Source organism: Poseidonocella sp. HB161398 (assembly GCF_005870025.1).
Taxonomy (GTDB): domain Bacteria; phylum Pseudomonadota; class Alphaproteobacteria; order Rhodobacterales; family Rhodobacteraceae; genus Mangrovicoccus.
In genome coordinates this window covers 16,072-30,019 of sequence record NZ_VATA01000014.1, presented here as the reverse complement: position 1 = coordinate 30,019, position 13,948 = coordinate 16,072, and the positions used below count along the sequence as shown (strand labels likewise).

Genomic DNA, 13,948 nt, shown 5'->3' with positions numbered 1-13,948 from the left:
CCGGTTGCGGCGATAGCGCGCGCGGCCGGACCCTCGCCGTCCCCCCGGCGCAGGGCCTATACCGGAGCGGGCAGGGGCTGCGCCCCGCCTGTGATCCAGGAAAGGATGACCGGATGACCAGGACTTACGACATCGCCGTTCTCGTCGGCTCGCTGCGCGCGGGCTCGTTCAACCGCAAGCTGGCCGAGACGCTGGCGGAGCTGGCGCCCGACAGCCTCTCCTTCCGCTTCGTCGAGATCGGCGACATGCCGCTCTACAATCCCGACCTCGACGGCGACACCCCGCCCGCCCCCTGGGCGCGGCTGCGCGCCGAGATCGGCAAGGCCGAGGGCGTGCTCTTCGTGACCCCGGAATACAACCGCTCGGTGCCTGCCGCGATCAAGAACGCGCTGGATATCGGCTCGCGGCCGATGGGCGCCAGCGTCTGGAAGGGCAAGCCGGCCGCCATCGCCAGCGGCTCGCCCGGCGCGATCGGCGGTTTCGGCGCCAATCACCACCTGCGCCAGCCGCTGGTCTTCCTCGACATGCCGGCGATGCAGCAGCCCGAGCTCTACCTGGGCGGCATCGCCAAGCTCTTCGGCGAGGGCGCCGAGCTGTCCGACGACACCAGGGCCTTCCTGAAAGGCTTTGCCGACGCCTTCGCCGCCTGGGTGGAAAAGCACGCGGCCTGACCGGCCCATGCCGGAGGCCCGCCCCTGCGGGCCCCCGGACCGGCGCGGCTACTCCTCCGCGGGCAGGTAGAGATCGCCCTTCTCGCGGAACCGCTCCGCCATGTCGGTCATGCCCTGCTGCCGCTCGGCTTCGGCGCGGATGTCGTGGCTGATCCGCATCGAGCAGAATTTCGGCCCGCACATCGAGCAGAAATGCGCCACCTTGTGCGCCTCGGCGGGCAGGGTCTCGTCATGCATCTCGCGCGCGGTGTCCGGGTCGAGGCCCAGATTGAACTGGTCCTGCCAGCGGAACTCGAACCGCGCGCGGCTGATCGCGTCGTCGCGGGCCTGGGCGCCGGGATGGCCCTTGGCCAGATCGGCCGAATGCGCGGCCAGCTTGTAGGTGATGACCCCGGTCTTGACGTCGTCGCGCCCGGGCAGGCCGAGATGCTCCTTCGGGGTGACGTAGCAGAGCATCGCCGTGCCGAACCAGCCGATCATCGCCGCGCCGATCGCCGAGGTGATGTGGTCGTAGCCCGGGGCGATATCCGTGGCGAGCGGCCCGAGCGTGTAGAAGGGCGCCTCGTGGCAGTGCTTCAGCTGCTCCTCCATGTTCTCGCGGATCTTGTGCATCGGCACATGGCCCGGCCCCTCGATCATCACCTGGCAGTCCTTCGCCCAGGCGATCTTCGTCAGCTCGCCAAGGGTGCGCAGCTCGGCGAATTGCGCCTCGTCATTGGCGTCTGCGATGGAGCCCGGGCGCAGCCCGTCGCCCAGCGAGAAGCTGACATCGTAGCGGCGGCAGATGTCGCAGATCTCGTCGAAATGCTCGTAGAGGAAGCTTTCGCGGTGGTGGTGCAGGCACCATTTCGCCATGATCGAGCCGCCGCGGCTGACGATGCCGGTGACGCGCCTGGCCGTCATCGGGATCATGTGCAGGCGCAGCCCGGCATGGATGGTGAAATAGTCCACCCCCTGCTCGGCCTGCTCGACCAGCGTGTCGCGGAAGACCTCCCAGGTCAGATCCTCGGCCACGCCGCCGACCTTCTCCAGCGCCTGGTAGAGCGGCACCGTGCCGATCGGCACCGGCGCGTTGCGGAGGATCCAGTCGCGGATGTTGTGGATGTTGCGCCCGGTCGAGAGGTCCATCACCGTGTCGGCGCCCCAGCGGATCGCCCAGACCATCTTCTCGACCTCTTCCTCCATCGAGGAGGTGACCGCCGAGTTGCCGATATTGGCGTTGATCTTCACCTTGAAGTTGCGGCCGATCACCATCGGCTCCAGCTCGGGATGGTTGATATTGGCCGGCAGGATGGCGCGGCCGGCGGCGATCTCGCCGCGCACGAATTCCGGCGTCACCAGATCGGGCAGGCAGGCGCCCATCGGCTCGCCGTCGCGGGAATGCGCGGCCAGCCGGCCCTCGTTCTCGCGGATCGCGGCGAATTCCATCTCGGGCGTGACGATCCCGGCCCGCGCGGCGGCAAGCTGGGTGACGGCCGCCCCGCCCGTGCCGCGCAGCGGATCGCGGCGGCAGGGGAATTCCGGCACCAGCCGCGCCCCGGCGGCAAAGCCGTTATCGGCGGCGGTGACGGCGCGCCCGGCGTAGCGCTCCAGGTCGCCGCGTCCCTCCAGCCAGCTGCGCTGCACCGGCAGGCCGCGGGCGATGTCGATCTCCGCCTCCGGGTCGGTATAGGGGCCCGAGCTGTCATAGACGCAGAGCGGCGCCTCGCCGGTGACGGCGATCTCGCGCAGCGGCACGCGCAGCCCGTGCAGCGCGCCGGCCACGTGTATCTTGCGCGATCCCGGCAGCGGGCCGGTGGTGATGGCGGGGATGGTGTCCTTCATGTCGGTCTCCTCTTGCGATGAGACCCAACCGGTACGGGTAGCAGAACGGGGCCGGACGGCCCCCAGGCAGGGCCGCATCGGCCCGAAAGGGCGCCTCCTCGCGGAACACGGCCCTCCGGTCTTCCTACGCCAGCATCAACTGGGTCAGGTTCGAAGGGTCGCGTCACCGGGGTTGCCCCCTGTCTGCCTCTCAGTCCCCTAGGCGGGACTCCCCTGACGTGGGGAGACCGTCGCCGCGGGGCCGGGAAATGTCAACGCCCGTCCTGCGGGGGCGCGTCAGCCCGCCGCGTAGAGCCGGGCGAAGTCCCGTCCCAGCTCGGCATGGATCCAGGCCAGCACGCCGAACGGATAGAGGGCTGCGGGCAGGCAGACGGCGAGCAGTGTCCAGAAACCCGGCGAGAGCGTCAGCACGCCGAGTGCGGCAAGGGCCAGCACCAGCTGCGGCAGGAGGATCAGGCGGCTGCGGCGGTCGGCCTGGGCAGGGGTCGTGAAGCGCGTCATGTCTCCTCCTTCGGGGCATCAGGGACCGGTTCCGGCGGTCCTTTCCTCAAATGCATTTTGGCTTTGGGAGGATATTTCCGCAAATATTTCCTGAACTTGTGCTGAAGGCCGCGTTAACGCTCGCGGCCCCCGTCTTCGGCCGGCCCTGTCTCTGCGGCACCGGGGGCGAGCCTGCCGATGGCCTCTGCCGCGGCGGTGATGGCGGCGGCGGCGTCCGCTGCGGCGGGGCTGCCCGGTTCCGTGCGGCGCAAAGCGGCTTTCAAGAGCGCCATCGCCTCGGAGAGCTCGCCCTGCAGCCCGTGGCCCTTGCCCGGCCCCCTGCCGAGCGCGGCGCGCCCCGACGGGGTGATGCGGCAGCGCTTGCGCCGTCCCGCGGCGGGCCGGGCGGAGATCAGCCCCTCGGCTTCCAGCGCCTCCAGCGCGGGATAGAGCGCGCCGGGCACGGGCTGGCCGCCGCGGCGCTCTGCCAGCGCGGCGGCGATCTCGTAGCCCTGGCGGGGCTCTTCGGCGATCATCTCCAGCAGCCGGTGCCGCAGCGCGGCGCCGCCGAGCGCGCGCCGATGGCGGTGGCCCTTGGCGATGCGGGGGTGGCCCTTTTTCCGCGGGGCCGACGCGATGTCATGGTCATGTGTCATGTCGGGAAATCTAGAAATAGATATATCGACAATCAAGATATATCGGAAAAATAGATATAACGAAATAGAGAGCGGCGCTCATGGCGGGCCTCCCATGTCAAACCGCTGATTTCAGGTCATTCTCTGAAACGGCGCCGCGGCGGGCAGAGGGCGGCGGCCCCGGCGGATTAGATATAGCGGCCGACGCGGGTGAGTCGTCGTCGCCGAACCGGTCCCGGATCCCGGCGCCGTGGCGGGCGCCGCCATGCATCGCGAGGTGTTCCGGATTGCCGTTGCGGCGCGTCTGGTGCTGCCCTGGTTCAGCACGCGGAAGAAGGCGGTCAGCCGGGCGATCCCCTCCTGCGGCCGCGCCACCAGATCCTCGTAGCGCAGGCGTCGCCGCAGAATGCCTCCGTCGCCTGCGCATGGGCGGCGTCCGGGTGGCGCGTCAGCTCGGGCAGGGGCAGCCCGGCCCGTTTCCGCGCCGCCGCGGCGACGGCGCGGATCATCGCGACGAAGCGCGAGGGGAAAGATCTGCCGGAGCCACCAGATCCTGGTCAGATTGGGCGGAGTTTCTTCAGGAGGACGGGCGCGCTGCCGCTCGCGCAAGGCCGCCACTGCGATTACGGGCGGTCGCGGCAGGCGGCATGGCCTGACAGCGCGGGGCCGACGGCGAAGCGCCCGGGCCCGCCGAAGCTGCTGGCCGGCGCATGGACCGGCTGCATGTGCCCGCCCTCGCATTCGGGGACGCCGGCGTGCAGGCAGGAGGGCGCGCAATGCACCGTCCGCCTCCGCCGGGGCAGGGTCGCGCCGCTGCGGGGCTGCCCGCAGATGAAGACCGGCCGCTCGATCCGGCGATCGCCGCAATGCCCGACGCCGTCGCGCCGGGCGGGGCGCGGGGGACGGCGCAGCCAGGGAAGGCGCCTGCCGGGACGTGCCTTCGCAATGCGCTCTTCCCGCGGGATGCCGGAACGGCGCAGGTGGTGCGGTGTCCAGTCTCCGCGCCGTTGCAAGGGACGGCGGCGTCGCGGCGATCGCGCTCCGGGCGGTCAGTCCGGCAGGCGCACCGGGCCGCAATCGGGATAGAGATCGCCCGGTCCGGGATTGCCCTCGGGCGTGCTGCCGCCGAATTGCGCCAGGATCCCCCAGACCGCGTTCAGCGCCGTCTGCACCGCGCCCTCGACCCAGGCCGGGGTCCAGCTCACCCCGTCGCCGGCCAGGAACAGCCCGCGCTCGGCCTCGGGCAGGCCCGCCTGCATGAAATGGCCGTAGATGCGGTGGTTGTAGCGGTAGTGCCCCGGCAGCGCGCCCTTGAAGGCGCCCAGGAAGTTCTCGTCCGCCTCCCAGCTGACGCAGACCGGCGTGCCGCGGATATGGCTGGCGATGTCGACCCCGGGATAGATCTTGGCCAGCGCCTTCAGCGCCAGCTCGACCCGCCGCTCCTCGGACAGCGGCAGCACCTTGAGCGCGTCGGTCATCCAGGAATAGCTCAGGCAGATCACCCCCGGCCGGTCGGGGCCGTTGTCGAAGAAATACGTGCCGCGGGTCAGCCGGTCGGTCAGGGTCATCGACATCACCGGCCGCCCGGTCGCCGGGTCGATGTCGTTCCAGAAGGGCCGGTCGACCATCACGAAGGTCTTGGCCGCCTGCATGTAGCGGGTCCGGTCGAGCGCCATCCACATCTTCTGGCCGAAGAGCTCTTCCTCGACATCGATCGCGGTGGTCAGCAGATGGGTCTGGCAGGTGGCCAGCACCGCCGGATAGTCGGTCTCGCTGCCCCATTGGTCGGTCACGCGGATGCCCGCCCCGGCGCGGGCGAGCCGCGTCACCCGGCTGCGCGTCGCCCCGCCATTGAGCGAGGCAAGCGTCGTGCCCTCCGGCCAGTGCGCGCAATCGGCAGGCAGGGTCCAGAGCCGGTGCAGCATCTGCTCCACCCCGCCGACCACGAAGCGCTGGTTGTCGTCGAGCCCGAGCAGGTTGACCCGCAGGATCTCCAGCATCGAATTGGGGAAGTCGCTGTCCCAGCCGCCGGTGCCGAAGCCGACCTGGCCGAAGACCTCGCGGTGGCGGAAGCCCAGGCGCTGGAACGCGTCGGAATGCGCGACGAAATCGTAGAAGGTGCGCTCGTCCCAGTCGGCCACCAGCGGGTCCCAGAGCGCCTTGATCGCCTTGGTGTCGCGGGCGCGGATCGCCGCCTGCAGCTCGGGGAAGGCTGCCTGGCTGGCCAGCGCCTCGTCATAGGCGCGGGCGATCTCGCCATAGAGCGGCGGCAGCTCGGAGAGGGCGCGGGCGAAATGGGTCTCGCCCTCGAGGTCGATGACGGTCGAGCCGGCCGCGGCGGTCAGCGGGTTCGGGAAGGGCCGGGTTTCGCAGTCGGCCAGTCCCAGATAGTGGTAGAAGCCGCGCGAGGAGACGGGGAAGCGCATGCCGCCCAGCTCGGCGACGATGCCGTCGGTGCCCTCGAAGACGCGGGAGCGCAGCCGCCCGCCGAATTCCGCGGATTCGTAGACCACCGGGCGCAGCCCCAGCCGCATCAGCTCGTAGGCGGCGATGATCCCGGCCGCGCCCGCGCCGATCACCGCGACCTCTGTGCCCGCCGCGTCGCGGGGAAGCCGGCCCAGCCCGGCGGGATGGGTGATCCAGGCTGCGTAGTCGAAGGGAAAATCGGGGCCGAAGGCGGTCAGGTCGGACATGGGCTTCCTCTTTCGCTCGGCTCAGCCGCCGCAGGCATAGACGAGGCTGACAAGCAGCGCGGCAAGGGCCAGGATCGCAAGCGCCTGCTTCCGGTTCCAGGCATGGGCGATGCGGGCGGGCGGCACGTCGCAGAGCCGCCCGGCGATCAGGCTCATCGCGCTGATCGGGTTGACGCAGATCGCCACCGCCCAGCCGATGCAGAGCGTCAGGCCGAGCGCCAGCGGATGCTCCTGGCCAAGCAGCGTCGGGCCGAAGATCTGCGCGGCCAGCACGACCATGACGCTGTTCGGCAGGTAGAGCGCCGCGGCCAGCGGGATCGCGGCGAGGCAGGCCAGCAGCGCGGGCAGGCTGGCGAAGCCCGCCCCCGAGATCACGGGCCAGAGCGGGCTGGCCTGGATCGCCAGCGACAGCGCGGCGCCGATCACGTTGGCCGAAAGGAAGAGCGCGCTTTCCGAGCGCAGATCCGCCGTGGCCAGCAGCGCCCCGCCCAGCCGCTGCCCCAGGCTCTGGCCGCGGGCGGGCTCGAGGAGGAGCCAGCCGAGCGAGAAGGCCGGCAGCACGATCACCGCGGCGAGGGTGAAGCTCAGCCCCGAGAGCGCATGCAGCCCGAGGGTCAGCGCCAGCAGGAGCGCGCTGGCTCCGAGCATGCTTGCCAGCGCGCGGGCGGAGCCGGTCGCGGCCGGGCCCGCGGCGGCGGGAATGCGCGCCTCGGCGGGCAGCATCGGCCAGAGCCCGAGGAGTCCCAGCAGCAGCAGCGTGAACCCCGCCGCGACCGCGACGAGCTGGAGCGGCTCGATCGCCGGGACGCCGGTCGTGACGATGGCGAAGCCCAGCGACAGCGGCGACCAGATTGTCACCAGCGCGGCGCCGCGCATCGCCGCCATCACCATGGCGCGCCGCGCCGGATCGCGGCCGGGATCGGGCCCGTGGGCGGTGCGGGTCAGATCGCCGATCATTGCGATGATGCCGACATTGAACATCAGCGCCATGAACTGCGCCCCGGCCAGCATCGCGCCGTAGCGCCGCCGCGGCGGCTCCGAGAGCAGGTAGGCCGCCGCGCGGCGCGTCACCTCCGCCCGCTTGACTGGCTGGCGCAGGAGGCCGAGCACCATCATCAGCGCGGCGAAGCCCGTCCCCTGCACCAGCGCGGTCGCCAGCTTCGGCCCGGCCCCCGGCAGGAGCGGCACGAGGAGCAGGGCACCCGCCGCGGCGAGCGCGGCAAAGAGCCGGGCCAGCGGGATCAGCCGGGTCCATTGCGTGCCGAGCCAGAGGAGCGCCAGCACCGCCGCGGCCTGCGACAGCGCCGCTCGCCCGGTCAGCGCCCCGGCGATCAGCGCGCCGAGCATCAGGCACTGCAGCGCGACGCCGAAGGCGGCCATGGCGCGGGCGCGGGAGGCAGTCGGGGGACTCATGCCGGCGTCCCCGCGGTCCGGCGGCCGCGGCTGGCTGCGGGAACTCCCGGCCGGACCGGGCACGTTGCCCGGAAAGCGCGCGCCCCCCGGCGGGTCGGGGTCCCGCGGCGCATGTGCCGCTGATGCGACGGGCAGCGCTCCGGCGGCTCGCTTCGGGGCCGCGCGGTCGCCATCCGGCCGGGGCCCAGATCCATTCCGGCGCGGCCTTCGCGACGGGCGGGGATGGTCCCTCCGGCCTGGCGCATGCAGGCGCGCCTCCGGCCCGGCACAGCCCGGCCGTCGGCCCCCGCGCTCCCCTTGTTCCGCCGGCGCGTGGCGCAGCGCCGCCCTGCCGGCAAGGGGCGCAGGCGGCCGATGGCAGTTACGCATGGAGCAAATCGCGGCCCGGCCGCGATGGCACCCGGAGTGCCACGGCTTCCTGCCCGCGCGGCCAGGCGCCCACGGGGCGGAAGGACGTCGAAGACGGGGTCGCTTCTTCGGGCCGGGTCACAGCGTGGGCCGTTGCCCGGCTGACCTGCAAAGGTTCCGCGCTCCAGCGTCGCGATGGGGCTGAGATCCCGAGTGCCGCGGTTTCCCGCGCGCGCGGTCATCGGGCCACGGGGTGCAAGGGCGCTGAGGACGGGGCCGGTCCTCCGGGCCGGATCACCGCGCGGGCCGGTACCGGGCTGATCCGCATTGGCGGTGCGGTGCGGCGCCCTGGCCGGGATGAGACGCAGTGTGCCAAGGTTCCGCGCTCGCGCGTCCATGCGCTTCCGGGGAGAAAGGGCGTCGAATTTCGGGTTGGCACGCCGGGACGTGTCAGGGCGCAAGCCCGGGCCCGGCAGAGCGGCGTTGGTGGCGGGCTCCCGCGCGAGCCCCGGAAACATCCCCTCGCGGCCCTTCATGACGGCCCGGTCCTGTTGTGCATCCGGCACGCCGGCGGTGCTGCGGTCGGCGGTCAGGCAGGGCGCGACCCGCGGTGCGGGGCATGGCTGCCGTGTAGCGGACCCGCGCTCCTGCAACAGGACTGGCGCGGCCGCATCGGTGCCCGGAGTTCCGCAGTGCCCTGTCCGGACGGGTCCGCGCTCCCCGAGCGCTGCTGCGCGGCAAAGGCGGATGGCCATCCGGAACGGGGCGGCCCGGTCAGCGGCGTCTGCCGGCGCCGCGGTGGCGCTGCGCGGGCAGGTCGAGCCCGGTGCAGGTCCGGCGGCGGGACGCGTGGCGTTGGCGGTCTCCGGACGGACGGCGGCGCAGCCTGCCGATGGAAAGGCGGCGCGGGGGCCGCTCGCGATAGGGCGGAGGACCGGGGCTGACCGGGCCGGGTGCCACCCGTGCCCGGCACTGCGCCCCGGTTCGGGGCTTGTCACGCCCGGGGCGCGATGCAGCGTGGTGCGTTGCGGGCTGGCGGCGGGGCGTCCGGCCCGGCGGAGCGACTGGACGGGGCCGGCGCCTGTCCCGGACAAGGCGGCACGGCGAGCAGTCGGCGCGGCGGATCGGGCGCGGTGACGGTTCCTCGGTCCGCCGTCATGGCAGGGGCGATGCGGCGCCGGCACCGCTGCGGAAACCTCAAGGAACTCCCGGCAGAAAGGCGCCCTGTCCGGCGCGGGACTGTCCAGGCTGCGGGCCCGCCCTGAGCGGTCGCCGGGGGAGGCGGAGGGCGCTGCGGGCGGCTGAACGGGCCGCGTGGCGCGGGGATCAGCGCCGGTCATCGGCGGCCTCCGGCGGGGCGAGGGAGACCGGGCGCCAGGGGCGGAAGCGCGCCGCCCGGTAGGGGGCCGGGTCGATCCGCGGCGGGCGGCCCTCGGCCAGATCGGCGGCCATCTCGGCGGTGGCGGGCGCCGCGTTCAGCCCGATATGCCCGTGGCCGAAGGCATGGACGACGCCCTCCACCCGGCGTGCGGCGGCGATCACCGGCAGCCCGTCGGGCGTGGAGGGCCGGTGCCCCTGCCAGCGGCGGATGCCCGCGGCCGGGATCTCGAGCCCTGGATAGGTCCGCGCCAGATGCCGCAGCAGCACCTCGGCGCGGTGCCAGTTCGGCGGCGCGGCGGTGGAAGAGAGCTCCACCTGCCCGGAGGCACGGAACCGGCCCGCGACCATGGTATTCGCCATCTTGCCGTCGCTCGGCATCACCGGCCGCGCGAGGCGGAGCGACGGCGCCTCGATCTCGACATGGTAGCCGCGCTCGGATTCCAGCGGCACCGTCTCGCCCAGGCGCCGTGCCAGCGCGGCAGAGCGGATGCCCGCGGCGATCACCGCGCGGTCGCAGGCGAGCGGCCCGGCGGTCGTCTCCACCGCCGCGAGCCGGCCGCCTGACAGCGCGAAGCCGGTGGCCTCGGCCGCGAGCCGCCGCGCCCCGAGCGTCCCGGCCTGCGCGACGATGGCGGCGACATAGGCGCCGGGATCATGGCATTGCGCCCCGGCGCCGAGCAGCACCCCGAAGCGGTAGCGCGGCGAGAGCCCCGGCTCCAGCGCCCGCAGCGCCTCGCCCTCGACCTCTTCCCAGTGCAGGCCGAGCTCCCGGCGGAGGTCCCAGGACATCGCCTCGGCGGCGAAGGCGGCGCGGTCGGGGAAGGCGTAGAGCAGCCCGTCCTGCGACACCAGATCGGGCCGGCCGATCCGCGCGGCCAGCGCCAGGTGCCGCGCGGGCGCGTCATGGATCAGCGCATGGATCGCCCCTGCGGTGCGGCGGAACCGGTCCTGCGTCGCCCCGGCCAGCAGGAAGCGCAGCAGCCAGGGCGCGAGCCGCGGCAGCGCGCGCGGCGCGATCGAGAGCGGCCCGTCGCGGTCAAGGAGGAAGCCCGGCACCTTGCGCCAGATCCCCGGGAAGGACATCGGGATCACCGAGGCGGGCGAGAGGAAGGCGCCATTGCCGTAGCTGGCCGATTGCGGCCCGCCCGGCGTGCCCGGCTCCACCAGCGTGACGCGGTGCCCGCGCCCGGCCAGCTCCAGCGCCGTGCAGGCGCCGATGATGCCGCCGCCGATCACCGCGACATGCAGCGCGGGCCGGTCCCCGTTCATTTCTTCCATCGCGTCCGCGATCCCTCCGTGGCGGCAGTCCGTTCCTGTCCGGGCAGGAAAACCCTGTCCCGCCCGGCGCCCCGGGCGGGATGTGGCGCAGAGACGCGCTCGGCCGGCGCCGCGGCGGAGCCGGAGCCCCGGAGCCGCGCCACGGCCGGGTGGCCGCCTTGGCAGATGGCCGTCCCGACCGCGGTCTGGCGGGCCGGATGGCGGTTCCCGCAGCCGGGTGGCAGGGTGGCGCCGCGGCGTCTCTCGGCCTCCGCCAAACGGCGCGCGCCTACCCGCGTGCGGACGATGGCCATCGCGTCTCGCGCGTCTTGCGCTCTGGCCGGCGATCTGCTGCCGTTTCTCTGGCTCTGGCTCTGGCTCTGGCTCTGGCTCTGGCTCTGGCTCTGGCTCTGGCTCTGGCTCTGGCTCTGGCTCTGGCTCTGGCTCTGGCTCTGGCGTCCCGGCGTGAGCGCGGTTGCGCCGGCCCTCGCCACGGCGATGACGGGCCGCAGTCCTGCAAAGCGGTCCAGCCGGGCGGAGGCGGCGGGGCGACGCGTTCCGATCCTGCGCCTGATCGCCCAGCCACGTCGTTCGGCGCCGCTGCAGGTCTCCGGGAGGGCGACCCGGACTGTGCAGGCGATCCGCGACAGCGCGCGGCTGGCCGGGGCGCGACGCAGGGCCGGCAGGCGTGGCCGCTCCGCGTACGGGGGCGGCAGGTACGGCGCCCCTGCATGCGGCCGAAGGCGCCGTGGCGCCCGAATGGACGCTGCGCCGGGCGCCGGGCCAGCGGGCGGTTTCGATCGCGGCGCCAGGGCGGAAGGCACGCGGGCCGGAAGGCAGGTCATGCGCACATCTTCCCCCATGGGACGGCGGCCAGGATGACGCTGTGTTCCGGGCTCGCTCATCGCGCTGCCACGGTCCCGCCACGCTGTCCCCTGCGCCTGCAGGCGGATCCCGGAGCAGCGCGGCAGGCGGTGCTTCTCCATTGCTCCGTGCCGGGGCGATCCCGTCTCCTGCTGGCGGGGGCTGCCCCGGCACGCACTCGCATGTGGGCGGGTCTGCCGGCGCAGGGGTCGAATGGCTGCGAGATCCCGATGCCGGAGCGGAATGCGGGGATGATCGGGACGCAGAGGGCAGGCGCGGCCGGGCTCACTGTCCCTGGGCGGCCCAGCGGCGATGCAGTGAGGGCGGTGGCTGCGGATGGGCGCCGGGCGGGACAGCGCTGCAGCCGTGGCGAAGGGGGATGCGGCCGCAGTCGGGCACCGGGCTGGGACGGTCGCGCTGCGGTGCGGACGGACCGAGCGGACATCAGCGCCCGTCCGGCCGGCGGCCGGTTCCCGGTGTAGGGACCCGAGCGCGGAACGCCCCGGCGCCGGATTACCTTCGCTGCCCCCGGTCGCGGAGGCTGCATCGGCGGCGGGCACGGGACAGGTATGGCGCAGCCTGCCTGCTGTTCCGGCGGGTCCGGCCTGCTCTGCGGCCAGCGCAAGCCGCCGCAGCGCTGGGGCTGTCTGGCATGCGGGTGTCATGCCGCGCCCGGCGCGGGCCGCCGGGAGGGGCGAATTCCATTCGTTTTGCTCATGCCGGTCTTTCCATCACCGCCCGGCCGCCTCCGGTTGAAAACCGTGCAGAACTGCGATAGCCGCCCGGGCTACCGGCCTTTCCGGTGGCGCCCGCAGCGGCTGCCGGCCAATGGCTCCGGGTTAACCGGAACGATGCGGGAGGGGAAACGCCTTTACCTGTATCTTCCATGAGCGAACCTCATGAAGGGGGCCGATGCGCCGCTACATACCCTCGCTCGCGGATCTGCAGGCCTTCGAGGCCGCCGCGCGCCATCTGAGCTTCACCCGCGCCGCCGACGAGCTGGGCGTCACCCAGAGCGCGGTCAGCCGCAATATCGGCAATCTGGAGCGCTTCCTGGCGACGCCGCTCTTCGACCGGGCGGGGCCGCGGCTGGTGCTGACCGAGCTCGGCGCGCGCTACCATGCCGACCTGCCGCAGGTGCTGGCGCGGCTCGAGGAAATCTCGATCGACGTCGTGCGCGGCCGCCGCGCGCGGGCGGCGCTGCAGGTCGGGTCGACGCCCGGCATGGCCACGCGCTGGCTGATCCCGCGGCTCGAGGGCTTCTTCGCCCAGCATCCCGGCATCCCGGTGGAGCTGCGCACAATCGGCGAGGGCGCGGATTTCGCCGGGGGCGAGCTCGACGCGGCGCTCTTGCGCGGGGCGGGGCAGTGGAAGGACGCGCGCGCGACCGAGCTATTCCGCGAAAGGCTGGCGGTGGTCTGCGCCCCGGCTCTGGCGGCGCGGGTGGAGGATCCCGGGCAATTCCCCTTCGACCGGCTGCCCGCGCTGCAGAACGCCTCGCGGCCGAGCCTCTGGCTGACCTGGCTGCGGCTCTCGGGCACCGGCCATAGCGGCACGATCCAGGGCCACCGCTTCGCCGATAGCTGCATGCTGGCCGAAGGCGCGCTGCGCGGGATGGGCTTCGCGGTCCTGCCCGCGCATTACATCTCGGCCGAGCTCGAATGCGGCGCGCTGGCCGCGCCCTTCGGTCCGCCGGTGCTGTCGGGCGAGGGCTACTGGCTGGTCATCCCCGAGCGCAAATGGCAGGACCCGCAGGCGCAGGCCTTCCGCCAGTGGCTGGGCGAGGAGGTGCGCCGCAGCCGGATCTGAGCCGCCGCGGACTTGGCGCGGCCCGGCGGGCGGGCTAGGCACGGGGCGGCAATTCCCGGAGGCCCAGCCATGAGCGATCTCGTCATCCGCCCCTATGCCGAGGGCGACGCGCCGTCGGTGATCGCGCTGATCCTGCCGATCCAGCAGGCGGAGTTCGGCATCGCGATCACCGCCGCCGATCAGCCGGATCTGGCAGCGATCCCGGCGTTCTACCAGAGCGGCGCGGGCGATTTCCTGGTGGCGGAGCAGGGCGGCGCGCTGGTCGGCACGATCGGGCTGAAGGATATCGGCAACCGCCAGGGGGCGCTGCGCAAGATGTTCGTCTCGGCGGCGCATCGCGGCGGGCGCCCGGGCGTGGCGGCGGCCCTGCTCGGGGCGCTGCTCGAGCGTGCGCGGACGGCGGGGCTGGCGGAGATCTATCTGGGGACGACCGAGAAATTCCTCGCCGCGCACCGTTTCTACGAGAAGCACGGCTTTTCCGCGGTGCCGCCCGGCGCGCTGCCCCCGGCCTTCCCGCGGATGGCGGTCGATACCCGCTTCTACCGGCTGGCGCTCGGCGCGGGGGGCTGAGCCC

10 protein-coding genes and 1 riboswitch are annotated in these 13,948 nt (G+C 73.1%); of the genes, 4 read left to right on the top strand and 6 right to left on the bottom strand.

What is annotated here, in order from left to right:
- Nucleotides 1-113 precede the first annotated feature (113 nt).
- Complete coding sequence (locus FGX59_RS12870) at nt 114-671, top strand: NADPH-dependent FMN reductase (protein WP_138466938.1); 558 nt, start codon at nt 114-116, stop codon at nt 669-671.
- A 48-nt stretch (nt 672-719) separates the two neighbouring features.
- On the opposite strand, the gene thiC is transcribed toward FGX59_RS12870, so the two are convergent.
- From thiC to FGX59_RS12855, 3 genes are all read right to left on the bottom strand, one after another.
- Entirely contained in the window at nt 720-2,495 is a 1,776-nt protein-coding gene (gene thiC / locus FGX59_RS12865) for a phosphomethylpyrimidine synthase ThiC (RefSeq protein ID WP_138466937.1), read from the bottom strand.
- 104 nt (nt 2,496-2,599) lie between these two features.
- A riboswitch (TPP riboswitch) is annotated at nt 2,600-2,720 on the bottom strand.
- A 51-nt stretch (nt 2,721-2,771) separates the two neighbouring features.
- Nucleotides 2,772-2,996, bottom strand: a complete 225-nt coding sequence (locus tag FGX59_RS12860) for a hypothetical protein (RefSeq protein ID WP_138466936.1) — start codon at nt 2,994-2,996, stop codon at nt 2,772-2,774.
- 113 nt (nt 2,997-3,109) lie between these two features.
- Nucleotides 3,110-3,631, bottom strand: coding sequence for a PadR family transcriptional regulator (locus FGX59_RS12855; RefSeq protein WP_138466935.1), 522 nt, complete (start codon nt 3,629-3,631; stop codon nt 3,110-3,112).
- Nucleotides 3,632-3,860: 229 nt separating this feature from the next.
- On the opposite strand from FGX59_RS12855, the gene FGX59_RS37565 reads away from it, so the two are divergent.
- Entirely contained in the window at nt 3,861-3,998 is a 138-nt protein-coding gene (locus FGX59_RS37565) for a hypothetical protein (RefSeq protein ID WP_171060631.1), read from the top strand.
- Nucleotides 3,999-4,659: 661 nt separating this feature from the next.
- Here the strand turns inward: FGX59_RS37565 and FGX59_RS12850 are convergent.
- The 3 genes from FGX59_RS12850 to FGX59_RS12840 form a co-directional block, all read right to left on the bottom strand.
- Nucleotides 4,660-6,303: an NAD(P)/FAD-dependent oxidoreductase gene (locus FGX59_RS12850; protein WP_138466934.1), complete on the bottom strand. Its 1,644-nt coding sequence runs from the start codon at nt 6,301-6,303 to the stop codon at nt 4,660-4,662.
- A gap of 21 nt (nt 6,304-6,324) precedes the next feature.
- Nucleotides 6,325-7,716, bottom strand: a complete 1,392-nt coding sequence (locus FGX59_RS12845) for a hypothetical protein (RefSeq protein ID WP_138466933.1) — start codon at nt 7,714-7,716, stop codon at nt 6,325-6,327.
- Between the two features lie 1,674 nt (nt 7,717-9,390).
- A complete protein-coding gene (locus tag FGX59_RS12840; RefSeq protein ID WP_206078351.1) occupies nt 9,391-10,722 on the bottom strand; it encodes an FAD-binding oxidoreductase in 1,332 nt (443 codons plus the stop codon).
- A 1,755-nt stretch (nt 10,723-12,477) separates the two neighbouring features.
- Between FGX59_RS12840 and FGX59_RS12830 the strand changes: the two genes are divergently transcribed.
- Both FGX59_RS12830 and FGX59_RS12825 read left to right on the top strand, forming a co-directional pair.
- Nucleotides 12,478-13,374 (top strand): LysR substrate-binding domain-containing protein, encoded by an 897-nt coding sequence (locus FGX59_RS12830; RefSeq protein ID WP_138466931.1) that lies wholly within the window; start codon nt 12,478-12,480, stop codon nt 13,372-13,374.
- Between the two features lie 69 nt (nt 13,375-13,443).
- Complete coding sequence (locus FGX59_RS12825; RefSeq protein WP_138466930.1) at nt 13,444-13,944, top strand: GNAT family N-acetyltransferase; 501 nt, start codon at nt 13,444-13,446, stop codon at nt 13,942-13,944.
- Nucleotides 13,945-13,948: the final 4 nt, after the last annotated feature.

What these genes read in the sequence shown, in the direction of transcription:
- FGX59_RS12870 (WP_138466938.1), top strand. Translation starts at nt 114, where the DNA reads ATGACCAGGACTTACGACATCGCCGTTCTCGTCGGCTCGCTGCGCGCG.
- thiC (WP_138466937.1), bottom strand. Translation starts at nt 2,495, where the DNA reads ATGAAGGACACCATCCCCGCCATCACCACCGGCCCGCTGCCGGGATCG.
- FGX59_RS12860 (WP_138466936.1), bottom strand. Translation starts at nt 2,996, where the DNA reads ATGACGCGCTTCACGACCCCTGCCCAGGCCGACCGCCGCAGCCGCCTG.
- FGX59_RS12855 (WP_138466935.1), bottom strand. Translation starts at nt 3,631, where the DNA reads ATGACACATGACCATGACATCGCGTCGGCCCCGCGGAAAAAGGGCCAC.
- FGX59_RS12850 (WP_138466934.1), bottom strand. Translation starts at nt 6,303, where the DNA reads ATGTCCGACCTGACCGCCTTCGGCCCCGATTTTCCCTTCGACTACGCA.
- FGX59_RS12845 (WP_138466933.1), bottom strand. Translation starts at nt 7,716, where the DNA reads ATGAGTCCCCCGACTGCCTCCCGCGCCCGCGCCATGGCCGCCTTCGGC.
- FGX59_RS12840 (WP_206078351.1), bottom strand. Translation starts at nt 10,722, where the DNA reads ATGGAAGAAATGAACGGGGACCGGCCCGCGCTGCATGTCGCGGTGATC.
- FGX59_RS12830 (WP_138466931.1), top strand. Translation starts at nt 12,478, where the DNA reads ATGCGCCGCTACATACCCTCGCTCGCGGATCTGCAGGCCTTCGAGGCC.
- FGX59_RS12825 (WP_138466930.1), top strand. Translation starts at nt 13,444, where the DNA reads ATGAGCGATCTCGTCATCCGCCCCTATGCCGAGGGCGACGCGCCGTCG.